Origin of the sequence: Myxococcus sp. AM010, assembly GCF_013372585.1 — a bacterium.
Taxonomy (GTDB): Bacteria; Myxococcota; Myxococcia; order Myxococcales; family Myxococcaceae; genus Myxococcus; species Myxococcus vastator.
In genome coordinates this window covers 1-15195 of the sequence record NZ_JABXEO010000093.1, presented here as the reverse complement: position 1 = coordinate 15195, position 15195 = coordinate 1, and the positions used below count along the sequence as shown (strand labels likewise).

Below are 15195 nucleotides of genomic sequence, written 5' to 3'. Positions count from 1 at the left end.
CTCGACACCCCTCCTCGATGAATTGGCTACGAAAGCGACAGTACCTCAGACGTCTGACCAGGACAGTCCAACCTTGAGCCCGACACTTCCCCTCCTGCACGCGCGTTCAGGCAGGCGCACGCATGGTGGCTCGCTGCTTCACGCACGGTCGGTCGCCGGTGTCCGGCCACGTACCGCACCTTCTTGAGCGAAGGGTGCCCTGAAACACCCAGGGCCCTGCTTCCCGTGAAGGAAGAGGGCCCTGGTCGTGTCCAGCGTGCGAGGCCTCCCTCAACGGAAGGAAGGCCTCGGGTGCGGGAGGCTCACGCGGCGTTCGGCTGCTGGTGGTCCACGTCGCCGCTGGCGCGCTGACGGGCTTCCTTCGCCGCGGCGCGCTCGTCCAGCCAGACGGTCAGCGGGCTGGCGATGTAGATGGTCGAGTACACACCGACCACGATGCCCACCAGCATCGCCACGGCGAAGTCGAAGATTTCGCCCACGCCGAAGATGAGCAGACCGATGAGCGACAGCGCCGTGGTGCCGGAGGTGAGGATGGTGCGGCCCAGCGTGTCGTTGATGGCGATGTTGATGACCTCGACGAAGGGCTTGCCCTGGTACTTGGCCATGTCCTCGCGGATGCGGTCGTAGATGACGATGGTGTCGTTGACGGAGTAGCCCACCACCGTCAGCAGCGCCGCGATGGCCGTCAGGTTGAACTCGCGCCGGCTCACCAGGTAGTAGCCCGCCACCATGATGACGTCGTGGACCATGGCCACGAGCGCGCCCGGACCGAACTTGAAGTCGAACCGGAACGCCACGTAGATGAGGATGGCGATCATCGAGTACAGCAGCGCCATGATGCCGCGGTTGCGCAGCTGCTTGCCCACCTGCGGACCGACGTAGTCCACGCGGCGCTGCTCGAAGTCCGGCTTCTCCAGCCCGGCGTTGAGCGCGGCGAACACGCGGTCCGCCATGCCGCTGGCCACCACCTGGTAGTCGTAGCCCGACCCGCCCTGGGCCTCGCCCAGGTCACGCACTTCCTGCACGCCGATGCCCGCCGACTCCACCGCCTTCGTGACGGCGTCGGAGTCCATGGGCTGCTCCGAGCGGAAGCGGATGATGCCGTTGGCCAGGTCCGAGTAGACGTTGCGCACGCCCCCCAGCGCCTCCAGGGCCGCCTGGCCCTTGGCACCGCTCTCCTCATTGAGCTGCGTGACGCCGCCCATGCGGAGCAGGAAGGTGTTCTCGTCCGCCGCGCCGATGTTCTGCACGCTGACGTCCGGCAGCCCCCCCTTCTCCGCGCGCTCACGGACCTCCTGGGCGGTCATGGGGTGGTCGAACTTCACCTCCACCACCGTGCCGCCCGCGAAGTCCACGCCGAAGTTGAAGCCGAAGGCGGCGATGCCGACGATGATCGCCAGATTCAGCACCGTGGAGAGGAACAGCGCGGGCTTGCGCTTGCCGATGAAGTCGATGTTCGTCTTGTTCTTGAGAATCTGCATGACGGTTCCCGGACTCCGGCCGGTCAGACGGAGACGACCTTCGCGTTACGACCGTGGACGAAGTAGGTCATGATGACTCGCGTCACCGTGATGGAGGTGAACAGCGACGCCAGCAGGCCGATGATGAGCGTGGTGGCGAAGCCCCGCACCGGCCCCGTCCCCGTGAAGAACAGGACGAAGGCGGAGATGAGCGCCGTCACGTGCGAGTCGAAGATGGTCCAGAAGGCCCGGTCGTAGCCCTGGTCCACCGCAGCCCGGGTCGACTTGCCGTGGCCCAGCTCCTCACGGATGCGCTCGTTGATGAGCACGTTGGCATCCACCGCCACCCCCAGCGTCAGCACGAAGCCGGCGATGCCCGGCAGCGTCAGCGTGGCGTTGAAGAAGGCCAGCCCCGCGAGGATGAGCAGGCCGTTCAGCAGCAGCGCGACGTCCGCGATGAGACCGGAGCCCTTGTAGTAGAGGGCCATGAACAGGACGACCAGGCCCAGGCCCAGCACCGCCGCCAGTCCACCCTTCCGGATGAGCTCGTCACCCAGGCTGGCGCCCACCTGACGAATCTCCCCCACCGTCACCGGGGCCGGCAGCGCGCCCGCCTTCAGCACCAGCGCCAGCGTCTGGGCCTCGCCCAGCCACTCCTCGAAGGTGCGGCCGCCCATGCGGCCCATGGTGATGCGGGCCGAGCCGCCGCTGATCTTCTCGTTGATGTTCGGCGCCGTCTGCACGTTGTCGTCCAGGACGATGGCCATGCGGCGGCCGACACCCGCCTCCGTGAGGCGCTCGAACTCGCGCGCGCCCGCGGGGTCGAAGGAGATGTTCACCTCCGGCTCGTTGAGCTGGCTGATGCTGGCATCCGCGCCCGCCAGGCTCTCACCGGTCAGCAGCACGCTCTTGTCCAGCAGGTAGGAGCGGTACGAGGTGCACTCGTCCTTCTTCACCGGGTTGGCGATGCACTCGGTGAGCACCACGCGGTTCTCCGGCACCTTGTCCTTCGTGTACTCGAGGATGGCCTCGCGCGTGGGGGCCTGGAGCTGCGGGAAGCCGCCCTCCGTCGTCAGGGTGATGTTGCTGCCCGCGGGCGGCGGGGTGGCCTGGAGGAGCTGCTCGAAGAACTGCGGGTTGGTGTCATCCACCATCCGGAACTCGAGCTGCGCGGTGGTGCCCACCAGCTCCTTCGCCTGCTCCGCGTTGCTGCGGCCCGGCAGCGAAATCTGGATGGAGTCGGAGCCCAGCTTGCGCACGTCCACTTCCGCCACGCCCCACTTGTCGATGCGGCGCCGGATGACGAGCATCGCCTGGTCCACCGCCTCCTCGCGGAAGAAGTTGGCCTGGGTCTCGTCCTGGACCAGCACCAGCGTGCCGCCGCTGCGGCTGACTTCCGTGAAGTCCGTGAAGGTGGCCAGGACCTCCTTCTGGATGGCGTCCATCGTCGCCGGGTCCTTGGCCGTCAACGAGACCTCGAGCCGCTCCGGGTCCGTGTCCGCCGTCACCTCGCCCAGCTTCTTGTCATTGACGTAATTGACAATCTGCTGCGCGCGGCGCTCGGTCCGCTTCTGGAGCGCCGTCTTGGTGTCCACCCGCATCACCATGTGGATGCCACCCTGGAGGTCCAGCCCCAGGTTCAGGCGGTACTTCGCGGGGGGCGCCCAGGCGGGCATCCGCTCCTCGAGCACGGCCAGGTTGTTGCGCTGGTCCCGGTCGAGCACGACGAGCGAGTAGTACGTCGGGATGAGGAACCAGATGGAGCCCAGCGTCACCGCGACAATGAGTCCGAACTTCCACCACCAGCCGCGGTCCATTACTTCTCCTCCTTCTTCTCACCGGCCGCCGTCGCGGGGGCCGCGGGCGGGCCTTCCGCCACCCCGCCCCTGGCGCTGATGGCCGTCTTGAGCACGCGGAGGCGCACGCCGCTGGAGACCTCCAGCATCACGGTGCGCTCCTCCACGAGATGGATCTTCCCGAGGATGCCCCCGGAAGTGACGACCTCATCACCCTTCTTCAGCGCGGAGAGGAGCGCACGGTGCTCCTTCAACTGCTTCTGCTGCGGGCGGATCATCACGAAGTACATGATGCCCACCAGGATGACCAGGAAGCCCAGGGTGCCTAGCGGATTGCCACCGCCGGCCTGCGCCAGAATCAGAAAGCTCTCAGCCACACACTGCCTCGTCGGTTGAGGAAAGCTTGGGACGGGAGGCCCCCCATTTTGTCCGAGGAACCCATCCGAAAGGGGGCCCTCTTAGCAAGGGGGGCCCATGTGAGCAAGTGAACGCGGGAAGCCGGGCAATCCATCTGCCCGGTCAGCGACCGCGGGTCCGTTCGGCCTCCTGCGCCTTGGCACGGGCACGAAACTCCCGGGCGAACGTGGCGAACCGGTCCTCTGCCACCGCGCGCCGGACTTCTGCCATCAGTCCCAGGAAGTAGTGGAGGTTGTGAATCGTGTTGAGCCGCATGGCCAACAGCTCCTGGGCGGCGAAGAGGTGCCGGAGGTAGGCCCTGCTGAAGTTGCGGCAGGTGTAGCAGGTGCACGCAGGGTCCACCGGCCGGGAATCCCTGGCGTAGGCGGCGTTCCGGATGACGACCTTGCCCTCCGAGGTGAAGAGCAGGCCGTTGCGCGCGCACCGGGTGGGCAGGACGCAGTCGAACATGTCCACCCCGTGCTCCACGCAGGTGACCAGGTCCACGGGCGTGCCCACGCCCATCAGGTAACGCGGCTTGTCGCGGGGCAGCAGGGGCGCGGAGTAGGCCACGCCGTCATGCATGGCCTCCGGGGCCTCGCCCACGGAGTAGCCGCCCAGGGCGTAGCCGGGCAGGTCCACCGCGCACACCTCCTCGGCGTGGCGCTTTCGCAGGTCCTCGTGCAGGCCGCCCTGAACGATGCCGAAGAGCGACGAGCGCTCGCGGCGCCACGCCTTCACGCACCGGTGCAGCCAGCGGGTGGTGCGGGCCAGCGAGGCTTCCAGGTAGGCCCGGTCCTCGGTGGAGGGCGGGCACTCGTCGAAGGCCATGATGACGTCGGCGCCCAGCGTCTCCTGGATGTCGATGGAGCGCTCGGGCGTGAGGAAGTGCCGCGCGCCGTCCAGGTGCGACTGGAAGGCGGCGCCCTCCTCGGTGATTTTGCGCTTCCCGGACAGGCTGAACACCTGGAACCCGCCGCTGTCGGTGAGCATGGGCCGGTTCCACGACACGAAGCGGTGCAGGCCGCCCAGCTCCCCCACCAGCGCCTCGCCGGGGCGCAGCATCAGGTGGTAGGTGTTGCCGAGGATGATCTGCGCGTCCAGCGTGAGCAGGTCGTCCGGCCCCACGCCCTTGACGCTGCCCACCGTCCCCACGGGCATGAAGATGGGCGTCTCCACGGGGCCGTGCGGCGTGTGCAGCCGCCCCCGGCGGGCCTTCGTCCCCGACGCGTCCTCGTGGAGGAGCTCGAAGCGGACCATGCTCGGCTCCACGCGGGTGTCGCCCTTGCCACCTGACTGCTTCGCTTCCTGCTGCTCGCCCATGGCGTTCACTCCGACACCAGCATGGCGTCGCCGTAACTGAAGAACCGGTAGCCCGCGCGGACCGCCTCCGCGTAGGCCTCCAGCGTGCGCTCCCGCCCGAGCAGCGCGCTCACCAACACCACCAGCGTCGAACGCGGCAGGTGGAAGTTGGTGAGCAGCAGGTCCACCTGGCGGAAGGCGAAGCCGGGACGGATGAAGAGGGTCGTCTCGCCGGGGCCCGCGCGCAGCCGCCCTGTCTCCGGGTCGGTGGCGGACTCCAGGGTGCGCACCACGGTGGTGCCCACCGCCACCACGCGCCGGCCCGCCGCGCGCGCCGCGTTGATGGCCTTCGCGGTGGCGTCCGGAACGGTATAGCGCTCCGGGTGCATGTGGTGCTTGTCCAGGTCGTCCTCACGCACCGGCAGGAAGGTGCCCGGTCCCACGTCCAGGGTCACCAGCGCCCGGTGCACGCCGCGCGCTTCCAGGGCGGCCAGGGTCTCCTGGGTGAAGTGCAGGCCCGCGGTGGGCGCGGCCACGGCACCGGAGGCGCGCGCGTACACGGTTTGATAGCGCTCCGCGTCCGCGGCGTCCGGCTCCCGGGTGATGTAGGGCGGCAGCGGCAGGCGGCCCGCCGCGTCCAGCAGCGCGGCCAGCGAGGCGCCCGGGGGCGCGTGGAACCGTACGCGGTACTCCCCTCCTCCCAGGGCCTCCTGGATTTCCGCCTCCAGGCCGCTGGCGAACGTCACCCGCTGCCCGGGCTTGAGCCCCTTGGAGGCCTGCCCCAGACAGACCCAGTCGAGCGACTCGGGGGCCCCCCCGAGCGCCGCCGAGGTCAGCGTGTCCTGGGCGGCCGGGCGCACGACGAGCAGCTCCACGCGGCCACCGGTGCCGGCCTTCTGGCCCAGCAGGCGCGCGGGGATGACGCGGGCGTCGTTGAGGACGAGCAAATCCCCAGGGCGCAGCAGGTCTTGGAGGTCGGCGAACCGGCGGTGCGACCAGGTGCCGCTGGAGCGGCTGATGGTCATCAAGCGCGACGCGTCCCGCTCGGCCAGGGGGGCCTGGGCGATCTGGGACTCGGGCAGCGCGAAGTCGTAGTCAGAGAGGCGGGACGACACGGGGGTGGCGCTTGTAGCAGCCCCCATGCCGTCGCGGAAAGTGCGCCGGACGCGGGCGGCGTCAGTAGAGGTGCTGCAGCTCGGTCCCGGGGTAGTAGTGGGAGAGGATCTCTCGGTACTCCCGGCCCTTGTCGGCGAGCGCCTTGGCGCCCCACTGACACAGGCCCGCCCCGTGGCCATAGCCGCGACCGGTGAACACGTAGCCGCGCTCGGTGCGTTCCACGTCGAAGTCCAGGCTCTTGAGCCGCGTGTAGCCAAGCTTGCGGCGCAGCGCCACGCCGTCCAGGGAGGCGCCGTCCGCCAGGGTGACACGCGTCACCCGGCGCGTCCGCGTGCGGGCCGCCACCTTGAGCCCCTGGGCCGGGTGGTGGAGCGCCGCCTTGATGTCCGCGTCGGAGAGCGACGCCGTCCAGCGGCTGGCGGGCAGCTTTCCGCAGGGGCAGTCGACAGGCTGGAGGTACGGCAGGTTGCGCTGCAAGGCATCGAGCCCTGACTCCGTCCGGCCGCCACATGAAGCATGGAAGTACGCCTCGATGGGGGCCAGCTCGTACGTGAGCACCTGCCCCCGCGTGGCCTCGACGGCGGCCCGGGTGCGAGGGTCCTCTCGGTTGACGCCGCCGTAGACTTGATGGAGCACACTGCTGCCCAGGTGGAACGCGTTGCTGTAGGCGTCCAGCTTCTTCTGGAGCGCATAGGTTCGGGCGGCCACCGCCTGGGCCTTGAGGGCCTCCGGAGGAAAGGACACGGGCATCTCGCTGCCCAGCACGGCGGCGAGGTAGTCCTCCAGGGGAATGACGTTGATGAGCTGCAGCCCACCTCGGTGCAGGCGCACCACCACATCCCCGCGGACCTGCGCCGCGCCGGCCTTGAGGGGCTCGGTGCCGGGGGCGGCCGATGCCTCCGACATGCCAGCGCGGAAGCGGACGGAGTCCCCCTCCACGGGTGTGCCATTGACCTCGATGCGGTCCCCTTTGCGGCGGATGTTCGCCTGTCCCGAGGTGATGGGGGCGAAGGTGGCCTCCTCGCTGTCGGGACCGGAGGCCAGCCCCCGGCCGCTGACACGCACCGCGCTGCCCGCGTCCTCGATGGCGATGCGCAGGGTCTCCACGGCGAGCGCGCCCGAAGGAACCAGCAGGAGCAGGACGAGCGCAACAGGTCGCAACATGGCCCCGGAGTGTAGAGGCGTAGGTGCACGCCTCAAGAAAACGTCCGGCGGATGGGAGAGGATGGCCCACCCGTGACGTCACCTTCGCGCCCCGCCCTCCCCACGACGTTCATCACCGCCCTGCGCGAGCTAGAGCCCCGCCCCGCCGCGATGCTCAGCCTCCGATTGGTGGAGGGCCGCTCGCGGGAAGCCTGCGCGGCGCACTACGGCATCCCCGCCCAGGCCTTCTCCGTGCTGCTGCTGCGGGCCGCCATCGCCCTGGCCCTGCACCGGGGTGCTCCCGCCCGCGAGCCCGCCAGTGAGGACGAGGAAGCCGCCTGGGCACGGATGCTCTCGGATGCGCTGGAGCGCGAGGACGCGAGGTTCCCCGCGGCGCTGGCGCCGGTGGTGGAGACGTGCCGAGCGCTCCAGACGCTGGCGTCCCAGGTCGCCACGGGCCTGGAGGCCGCGGAGCGGGAGGCCCGCGCGTCGCCCCAGCGTCGCCGCGAGGAGTGGCTGCGGCGGCTCGCGGTGGCGTTGCTGCTGGCGATGACGGCCTGGCTGTACCTGTCGAAGCCCGAAGGCCCTTCGGCGCCTCGCCAACGTCCACCGGTGCACACCGCGCCAGCCCGTCGCTGAGGGAACGACACCGCGGGCCCACGCCGCTGGACGCCAGGGGCCGCGGCCACATAAGGGGAGCGGCCATGCGCGCCCTTCCACGGATGCTGCTGGCCTGCGTGCTGCTCACGGCCTGTGCGAAGCAGGTGGACTCGCGCGTCGCGGGCACCGACGACGCGGCCATCGACTCGCTGTCCCTGCGGCTCGAGGAGCTCCGGACGCGCGACGACCTGGACGACGCGACGTGCGCGGACCGCTGCTCGGTGGGAACGCAGAGTTGCGAGCTGGCGGAGTCGCTGTGCGCGCTCGTGGAGCGCCATCCCGAGCGATACGACCTCCCGCCTCGCTGTGCCCAAGGCCAGGAGCAGTGCGCCCTGGCCCGGAATCACTGCGCGCGGTGCGGCCCCTGAGAGGCACGGCACGGGTGCACAGAAGCAGTCTCCGTGTTTAGACTGCGACGGTTCCCGCCGTCCTGAACGAGGTCCTCCCGCCATGTCCCCCCGCTCTGCCCTGCTTCTGGTCGCCTCGTGGCTCGTCATTCCTGGACAGGCCCTTGCCGCCGACAGCGCGGAGCTGACTCCGGAGAAGGTGGCGGAGATTCGCCGCGACGAGGCCCAGGCCCTGTCCCAGGTCGACGCGGAGTACGGCAACCGCAAGTCGTCGGAGATGAGCACCGCGGAGCGCCGGGAGGCCATCGACAAGCAGCAGGCCGCCTCCGCGTCGGTGCTGGAGAAGCACGGCGTGTCGGCCAAGGACTTCGCCCGCTTCGAGGCGCGCATGTCGCCGGCGGACAACGCGCGCGCGAAGGCGGAGGAGCAGCGCCTGGCGGAGGCCGCCAAGGCCGCGAAGCAGCCCGCGCCCGCGGCGGCCACGGAAGAGGTCCACATCCAGCAGGGCTTCAGCAACCAGGACCCGGTGGAGCTGGAGGCCACGGAGGGCGCGGAGCCGTCCATCGACGTGGGCGTGCCCCAGGGCGCCGAAGCGCGGTAGCAGACCTCTCTTGACCGGAGGGAGCGCGGGGGAACCCCCGCCGCGCCCACTGCTCAGCCCTTGCGGTAGCCGTACCGGGGAGCCCGCTCCCGCCACACGCCATCATACGGGCAGGTGCAGTCCGTCTCCTCGGGCTCAGGGTACGTGAAGCGCTCGCCCTTGTAGTTGCGGAACACCGTCTCCTGCGCGCCGTACTCGACCGCGTAGTCGGGCTGGAGCGTCACCTTCCCACCGCCCCCCGGCAGGTCCACCGCGAGGTGCGGCACCGCGAGGCCGGTGGTGTAGCCTCGGAGCTGCTGGATGATTTCCAGCCCCTTGGCGATGGGCGTGCGCAGGTGCTCGCAGCCCTCGGCCACGTCCATCTGGTGCAGGTAGTAGGGCCGCACGCGGCTGCGCAGCAGCAGGTGCGACAGCTCCTTGATGATGCGCGCGTCGGAGTTGAGCTGCCGCATCAGCACGGCCTGGTTCTCCACCGGCACGCCGTGGTCCACCAGCCGCTCGCAGGCCTCGCGTGCCTCGGGCGTCACTTCCTTTGGATGATTGAAGTGCGTGACGACGAAGACGGGCGCGTAGCGCCGGAGCGTCCGCGCCAGGGAATCGGTGACGCGCATGGGCAGACACACGGGGACGCGCGTGCCGATGCGAATCATCTCGACGTGGGGAATCTCGCTGAGCGGCGCGAGCAACTCCTCCAGGCGCGAGTCGCTGAGCATGAACGGGTCCCCACCCGAGATGAGGACGTCGCGGACCTCGGGATGGCGCCGGACATAATCCACGCCGCGGCGGAGCTGTTCCTTGGAGAGCTCCGCCACCCCGCCCTGCGTGATGCGGCGCCGCGTGCAGTGACGGCAATAGACGGAGCACGTATCCAGCGCGAGGAAGAGCACCCGGTCCGGATACTTGTGGACGATGCACTCCTCCGGGCGCGTCTTGTCCTCACCCAGCGGGTCCGCGAGCTCGCCCGGACGGATGCGCGCCTCGGCACGCACCGGGATGGACTGCATGCGCACCGGGCAGAACGGATGCTCCGGGTCGACGAGGGACAGGTAGTACGGACTGATGCCGATGCGGAACAGCGCGGACGTCTCCTGCACGCCCGCGCGCTCATTGGAGGTCAGCGGCACGCACCGCTCCAACTGCTCCAGGCCGCGCACCGCATGCCGCTGCTGCCAACGCCAGTCCGCCCACTCCGCGTCCGTGGCGTTGGGGAACAGCCGTTTGCGCCCTTCGGCGCTGAGCGACGCGCGAGCGGTCGCCGGCTCCGGCGGGAGACCCGCCGGAAGCACTGAGGTATCCATTACGCCGCCTTCTGCTGCTCCCGCCACCAGGCCTGACCCGCCTCGGACAGCTGGTCAATGGGGTCGAAGTATTCGTACTTCCGGCTGAGCGCGTCCGCATCGTTCATTTCGATGCCAGTCCGGTAGTTCTTGGTCCAGTACGAGATGCCGCGCTCGCGGTCATACTCCGCCACCTGGTGCACCCAGCGCTTCCCGACGAAGGGCACGTCACAGACGATGCGCGGCGTGGCGAAGCCCGGCATGTAGCCCATGATGTCGTGCTGCAGCCGCTGCGCCTGAGCCACCGACAGCCGCCAATGCTCGCTGTTGGGGATCATGTCGCACATGTAGAAGTAGTACGGCAGGATCTTCGCGTGGTCGAGCAGCGTGAAGCACAGGTCCAGCAGCGCCTGCGGGCTGTCGTTCACACCGCGCAGCAGCACACCCTGGTTGCGCACGTCACGGAAGCCCATGTCCAAGAGCTTGCGCACGGCCTTGCCCACCAGCGGGGTGAGCTGCTGCGCGTGATTGACGTGCGTGTGCAGCGCCAGGTCCACGCCGCGCTCGACGGCCTTCTTCGCCAGCCGGTCCATCCCCTGGAGGACGGAGTCCTGGAGGAAGTGCTGCGGGATGGCCATCAGCCCCTTGCTGGCCAGGCGGATGTCCCGGATGTTCGGGATGTCCATCAGCGAGCTGACGAACGGCTCGAGCTGCTGGATGGGCAGGTTCGCGATGTCGCCACCCGACACCACCACGTCGCGCACCGTCGGCGTGCGACGCAGGTAGTCGAGCATCTGCGCGTAGCGGTCCTTGGGCCCGATGCCAAACTTGTGTTTGCTGACCTGCGGCACGTCATTGCCCACCAGGTCCATGCGCGTGCAGTGACCACAGTACTGCGGGCAGGTCGGCAGCATCTCCGCCAGCACCTTGGTGGGGTACCGGTGCGTCAGGCCCTCCACCACCCACATGTCCTGCTCGTGAAGACTGTCACGGCTGGCCTTGGGATGATTGGTCCACTCGGTGAGGCGGTCCGCGTAGGCCGGCAGCATGTAGCGACGCACCGGGTCACGCCACAGGTCCTCGAGGTTCATGGTGTTGAGCATCTGCGGAGGCACGAGCAGCGACATGGTCGCCCGCTCGCGCTGGTCGCGCTCCATGCTCTCAGCCAGGTCATCCGGGAGCAGTGCTCCCAGCGTCGCCTTGAGTTCCTTGAGGTTCTTGACGGTGTGCTTGCGCTGCCAGACGGAGTTCTCCCAGTCGGCGGCGGACACGTCCTTGAAGCCAGGAATCCGTCGCCAGTCGGGCTCGATGAACTCCCGGCGGTGAGGATACGTAAAAGGCTGTTCAGCGGGGCCAGCCTCAGGCTTGCCCCGGATGGGCGTCGTTTGCATGGCGCATCACCTCTCAATTGCTCGCGGGCGAGGCGTCATAGCGCGCCCATGCCCCACTTCGGTCAACAATCGAAGGGGGCATCGGATGCCCGCCTTCTCACTCAATGGGAACGTTGACCAGCTTGGCAACACTGCCTTCCGTGATGTCGACCACCACGGGCTTGGTCGTCTTACCGTTGAGCTTGAACGAAATCTTCCGCTTGCCCACTGGTAGCATCAACGGACTGCCCAGTGTCACCGGCGTCTGGCGATTCGTCTTCTTCCCGTCGACGTAGATGTCAGCGCCAGCCGGCTTTGTGCTGCAGGCGAACTTACCCATCACCTTGGGGGCCCTTGGCGCCCTGGGGGCAGGCGGCGCCCTGGGAGGCGCCTTGGGCGGCGGCCTGACGTTGACCACGGGCTGCGGCTCCTTCGTCATTTCGAACGCGACCGTGACCTCCTGGCTGCTGCCGTCGGCCTTGAACTCACCGGAGTACGGCTCGTAGCCCGCGAGCTTCGCGGTGAACGAGTAGGTCTTCCCCACCTCCAGATTCGCCATGCGCGCGTCTGGAACCTGCCCCAGGCGCTCGCCATTCACGGCGATCTCCGCGCCGTCATCACCCTTGAAGACAGCGGCGACCTGAACGGGCGCGGCAGGCGGCGTCTGCCCATCGTCGACAGGCGCGGTCTCAGGCGCGTCGTCGCCGCCCGGCTCTGTCGTGCCCGCGGCAATGACGACGCCCGTGTTCGTCGGCGGCGTCTCGGGTGGCTTGTTCTCGGGCGGCGGGGCCGCCTGCGGATCAGCCTCCAGCGGGAGCGAAACGACGATTCTGCTTCCGGCGACGACGTCCACCGTCTTGGCCGAATTCTGCTGACCGGGAGCACTCGCGGTGACCCGGTACTGCCCCGCCGGGAGCGCCAGCAGCGTGTTGAGCTGGACCTCCTGGCCATTCAGCTGGATGCGGGCGGAGGGGTTGGACGGGGACACCATGAAGGTGACCTCGCCCGTGGAGGGCCTGGTGGCCATCACCACGCCGACGACGAGCAACAGCACGATGGCCGCCGCGGCAGCGAACAGCACCGGCTTCGGCAGCGTCTTGAGGTTGAGCGCGGGCTTCCCCTTGGCGGGAACCTTCGTCTTCGCCTTCGCGGGCGCAGCGGCCTTCGCGGACGGAGGCGCCTCTTCCGCGGGAAGGGGAACCGAGCCCGTCACCTCTTCCTCGGGCTCGTTCAGGTCGTCGTGCGCGTGACCCTCGTCACCGTAGTCGTCCTGGTCGTCGTAGCCGGCGCCGCTGTCTTCCTCGGGCGGCTGCTCGTAGTCAGAGGGCTCCTCCTCGGGCTCGGGAGCGCGCTTTGCGCCCCGGCCGCGGCCGGACACGGGCGCTGGCCTGCTGCCCGTCTCTTCGTCCAGCGAGGGCGACGAGCCGCGCGAGCGCGTGGGCGGCGCGGATGGCGCGGGGCCAATCATCGTGGCGCCGGAGTAGGCCTCGCCCTCCTCGTTGCTGATGACGACCTGCGCCTTGGGACCACTCTTGCCCTTGCGCGAGGACGTATCAGGCGCGGGAGCGCGCAGCGAGTTGAAGGAGCCGGACGTCCCGTGGTCCTGAATGGGGTTCTCCGTCCGGCCCGTGATGCTGTCGTCCACCACGACGCTGCTGTCGGCGACGCGCGTTTCGGGGGACATGAACGTATGCGAGGAGTCGACAATCTGCGTCTTGTCGCCCGCGCCGACGCCCATCTCCTCGAGTTCCTCGGCGGTGGGGGGCGGGATGTAGTCCTGGACCGGCTGCGCTGGCGAGGTGGACGCACGGCCCGCGGGCGTTCCCGTCACCACCACGGCTGGAGGGGGCGCACGCCGCGCCGCCTGCCGGTTGTACCCGGGGGCCACTGTGATGCCCGAGGTTTCGATCTGGTCGGGGCGCTCGATACCGGCATAGCGCTCCATCTTCTCCGCCTCGCGGAGCATGTCCTCGGCGAAGGCCTCCTTCATGTAGCCGGAGAGGTGCTTGGACGAGTAGATGGCGTCACCGGCCAGGAGGAACCGCATCAGGTCCTCGGCCATGTCGGACGCCCACTGGTAGCGGTCCTCGGGCTCGCGCGTGAGTGCCTTGAGGACCACCTTCTCCAGGCCCTGCGGGATGCTCGGGTTGAACTCGCTGGGGAGCGGAACCTCCGCGTTGCGCACCTTCTCCAGGGTGGAGAAGTCCGACTCGCCGACGAAGAGCTTTTCGCCCGTGAGCATCTCGTACAGCAGCACGCCCACGGCGAAGATGTCGCTGCGCCGGTCGATGGGCATCCCCCGGACCTGCTCCGGGCTCATGTACCCGAACTTGCCCTTGAGGATGCCCGCCTGCGTCTTCTGGGAGCGGTTCGCCGCCTTGGCGATACCGAAGTCGATGACCTTGACCTCACCCTCATAGGAAATGAGGATGTTCTGAGGCGACACGTCGCGGTGGATGATGTGGAGGTCCTGCCCGCGGGCGTCCTTCTTCCGGTGCGCGTAGTCCAGGCCGTCGCAGATCTTGGAGACGATGAACACCGCTTGGGCGGTGGGCATGATCTCCTTACGCCGCCGGTAGCGCTCCAACATGGTCCGAACGTCGCGTCCGGCGACGTACTCCATGGCGATGAAGTAGGTGTCGTCGTACTTCCCGAGCTCGTTGATGTGCACGACGTTGGCGTGGTTCAGCTGAACGCTGATCCGCGCCTCGTCGATGAACATCGTGATGAACTCTTCGTCCTCCGCCATGGTGGGGAGGATCTTCTTGATGGCCAGGATGCGCTCGAAGCCCTCGACGCCGAAGGCCTTCGCGATGAACACCTCCGCCATGCCGCCGACGTTGATGCGCTCGAGGAGCAGGTACTTCCCAAAGAGGGTCGGCTTCTTCATCTCGTGGAGCGGCCCAGCACCGGGAGGCGCGCACCGCGACAGGCGGTGCGCAGACCGGGCGGAAACCTGGACTCTAGTCGCAGCGCGGACGGCGAGTCAAACATGCATAGCAGCCTGAAACCCCAACGAATCCGGCAGCTTGAGTCCTCCAAGCACCATCCGGACCTCGCCACGGAAGCGTCATGTTCCACGACGCGCGGCGGCAGGCGTGCAGAGGGGGCCTCAGAGGTCCGTTGGAGCGCGGTCACAGGTAGGCGCATGTCGCCTACACTAGCAGAACAGCGCGCCCCTTGCTTGGGGCATCCGAGCGGAATGCTCCGCGCTCCGGCGCCAGCGGGACCGGGGGCTCCCGCCACCTGACTTCGACGGGCGCGCATCCTTCCCAGCTGAGCGTTCACCGGGCGCACGAGGCGCCTCCCATCGGCGTGCACGGACAGCCCGGCGGCGCGCGCGACGCGCCCTTCCCCGCCGCTGGCACCTCCGTCACCGAGCCCTCTGGAACCAGCGCCAGGCCCTAGGAGTGCAAACGGGCTTCGCACGCCGAGCCGTCTCAGCGCGGGGGGCGAATGGAAGACCTTTGACGCAAGGCCCGACCAGCAAGCGTCCACATCCGAGGGGTGCCCACCAGGAACCTGGCGCTGCAGTGACGCACGGAACCCAAGCGGCCCAAAAACAGAAAACCCCCGGTGTCCACGAGGGACACCGGGGGTTTCTCAAAAAGAATCCGGCAGCGACCTACTCTCCCGCGCGGTTTCCCGCGAAGTACCATCGGCTCTGGAGGGCTTAACTTCCGTGTTCGGGATGGGAACGGGTGGAACCCCTCCGACATAGCCACCG

General features: G+C 68.7%; 12 protein-coding genes and 1 rRNA gene. 3 read left to right on the top strand and 10 right to left on the bottom strand.

Annotated elements, in window-relative coordinates; all coding sequences use genetic code 11:
* Positions 1 to 302 precede the first annotated feature (302 nt).
* The 6 genes from secF to HV826_RS30700 all read right to left on the bottom strand — a co-directional run bounded on the left by secF (position 303) and on the right by HV826_RS30700 (position 7234).
* Positions 303 to 1481, bottom strand: coding sequence for a protein translocase subunit SecF (secF, locus tag HV826_RS30725; protein WP_176420621.1), 1179 nt, complete (start codon positions 1479 to 1481; stop codon positions 303 to 305).
* Between the two features lie 23 nt (positions 1482 to 1504).
* Positions 1505 to 3277: a protein translocase subunit SecD gene (gene secD, locus HV826_RS30720; RefSeq protein WP_176420620.1), complete on the bottom strand. Its 1773-nt coding sequence runs from the start codon at positions 3275 to 3277 to the stop codon at positions 1505 to 1507.
* Positions 3277 to 3633 carry a preprotein translocase subunit YajC gene (gene yajC / locus HV826_RS30715; RefSeq protein WP_176420619.1) on the bottom strand — a complete coding sequence of 119 codons (357 nt, stop codon included), beginning with the start codon at positions 3631 to 3633 and terminating at the stop codon, positions 3277 to 3279. The genes secD and yajC overlap by 1 nt, the downstream gene beginning before the upstream one ends.
* Positions 3634 to 3775: 142 nt before the next feature.
* Positions 3776 to 4975, bottom strand: coding sequence for a tRNA guanosine(34) transglycosylase Tgt (gene tgt / locus HV826_RS30710; RefSeq protein ID WP_176420618.1), 1200 nt, complete (start codon positions 4973 to 4975; stop codon positions 3776 to 3778).
* A 5-nt stretch (positions 4976 to 4980) separates the two neighbouring features.
* Positions 4981 to 6096, bottom strand: a complete 1116-nt coding sequence (gene queA / locus HV826_RS30705; RefSeq protein WP_176420617.1) for a tRNA preQ1(34) S-adenosylmethionine ribosyltransferase-isomerase QueA — start codon at positions 6094 to 6096, stop codon at positions 4981 to 4983.
* A 34-nt stretch (positions 6097 to 6130) separates the two neighbouring features.
* Positions 6131 to 7234, bottom strand: a complete 1104-nt coding sequence (locus HV826_RS30700; protein WP_176420616.1) for a SpoIID/LytB domain-containing protein — start codon at positions 7232 to 7234, stop codon at positions 6131 to 6133.
* A gap of 72 nt (positions 7235 to 7306) precedes the next feature.
* On the opposite strand from HV826_RS30700, the gene HV826_RS30695 reads away from it, so the two are divergent.
* The 3 genes from HV826_RS30695 to HV826_RS30685 all read left to right on the top strand — a co-directional run bounded on the left by HV826_RS30695 (position 7307) and on the right by HV826_RS30685 (position 8821).
* Positions 7307 to 7852, top strand: a complete 546-nt coding sequence (locus HV826_RS30695; RefSeq protein WP_368671028.1) for a hypothetical protein — start codon at positions 7307 to 7309, stop codon at positions 7850 to 7852.
* A gap of 65 nt (positions 7853 to 7917) precedes the next feature.
* Positions 7918 to 8241, top strand: a complete 324-nt coding sequence (locus HV826_RS30690) for a hypothetical protein (protein ID WP_407938447.1) — start codon at positions 7918 to 7920, stop codon at positions 8239 to 8241.
* Between the two features lie 82 nt (positions 8242 to 8323).
* Positions 8324 to 8821 carry a hypothetical protein gene (locus HV826_RS30685; protein WP_176420614.1) on the top strand — a complete coding sequence of 166 codons (498 nt, stop codon included), beginning with the start codon at positions 8324 to 8326 and terminating at the stop codon, positions 8819 to 8821.
* A 53-nt stretch (positions 8822 to 8874) separates the two neighbouring features.
* Here the strand turns inward: HV826_RS30685 and HV826_RS30680 are convergent, their stop codons facing one another.
* From HV826_RS30680 to rrf, 4 genes are all read right to left on the bottom strand, one after another.
* The gene (locus HV826_RS30680) at positions 8875 to 10119 is read right to left on the bottom strand and encodes a KamA family radical SAM protein (RefSeq protein WP_176420613.1); all 1245 of its coding nucleotides are present in this window, start codon (positions 10117 to 10119) and stop codon (positions 8875 to 8877) included.
* Positions 10119 to 11489 carry a KamA family radical SAM protein gene (locus tag HV826_RS30675; protein WP_176420612.1) on the bottom strand — a complete coding sequence of 457 codons (1371 nt, stop codon included), beginning with the start codon at positions 11487 to 11489 and terminating at the stop codon, positions 10119 to 10121. Before HV826_RS30675 ends, HV826_RS30680 begins: the two co-directional genes overlap by 1 nt.
* A gap of 97 nt (positions 11490 to 11586) precedes the next feature.
* Complete coding sequence (locus HV826_RS30670) at positions 11587 to 14358, bottom strand: serine/threonine-protein kinase (RefSeq protein ID WP_176420611.1); 2772 nt, start codon at positions 14356 to 14358, stop codon at positions 11587 to 11589.
* A 722-nt stretch (positions 14359 to 15080) separates the two neighbouring features.
* A 5S ribosomal RNA gene (gene rrf, locus HV826_RS30665) occupies positions 15081 to 15195 on the bottom strand; the annotation flags it as partial.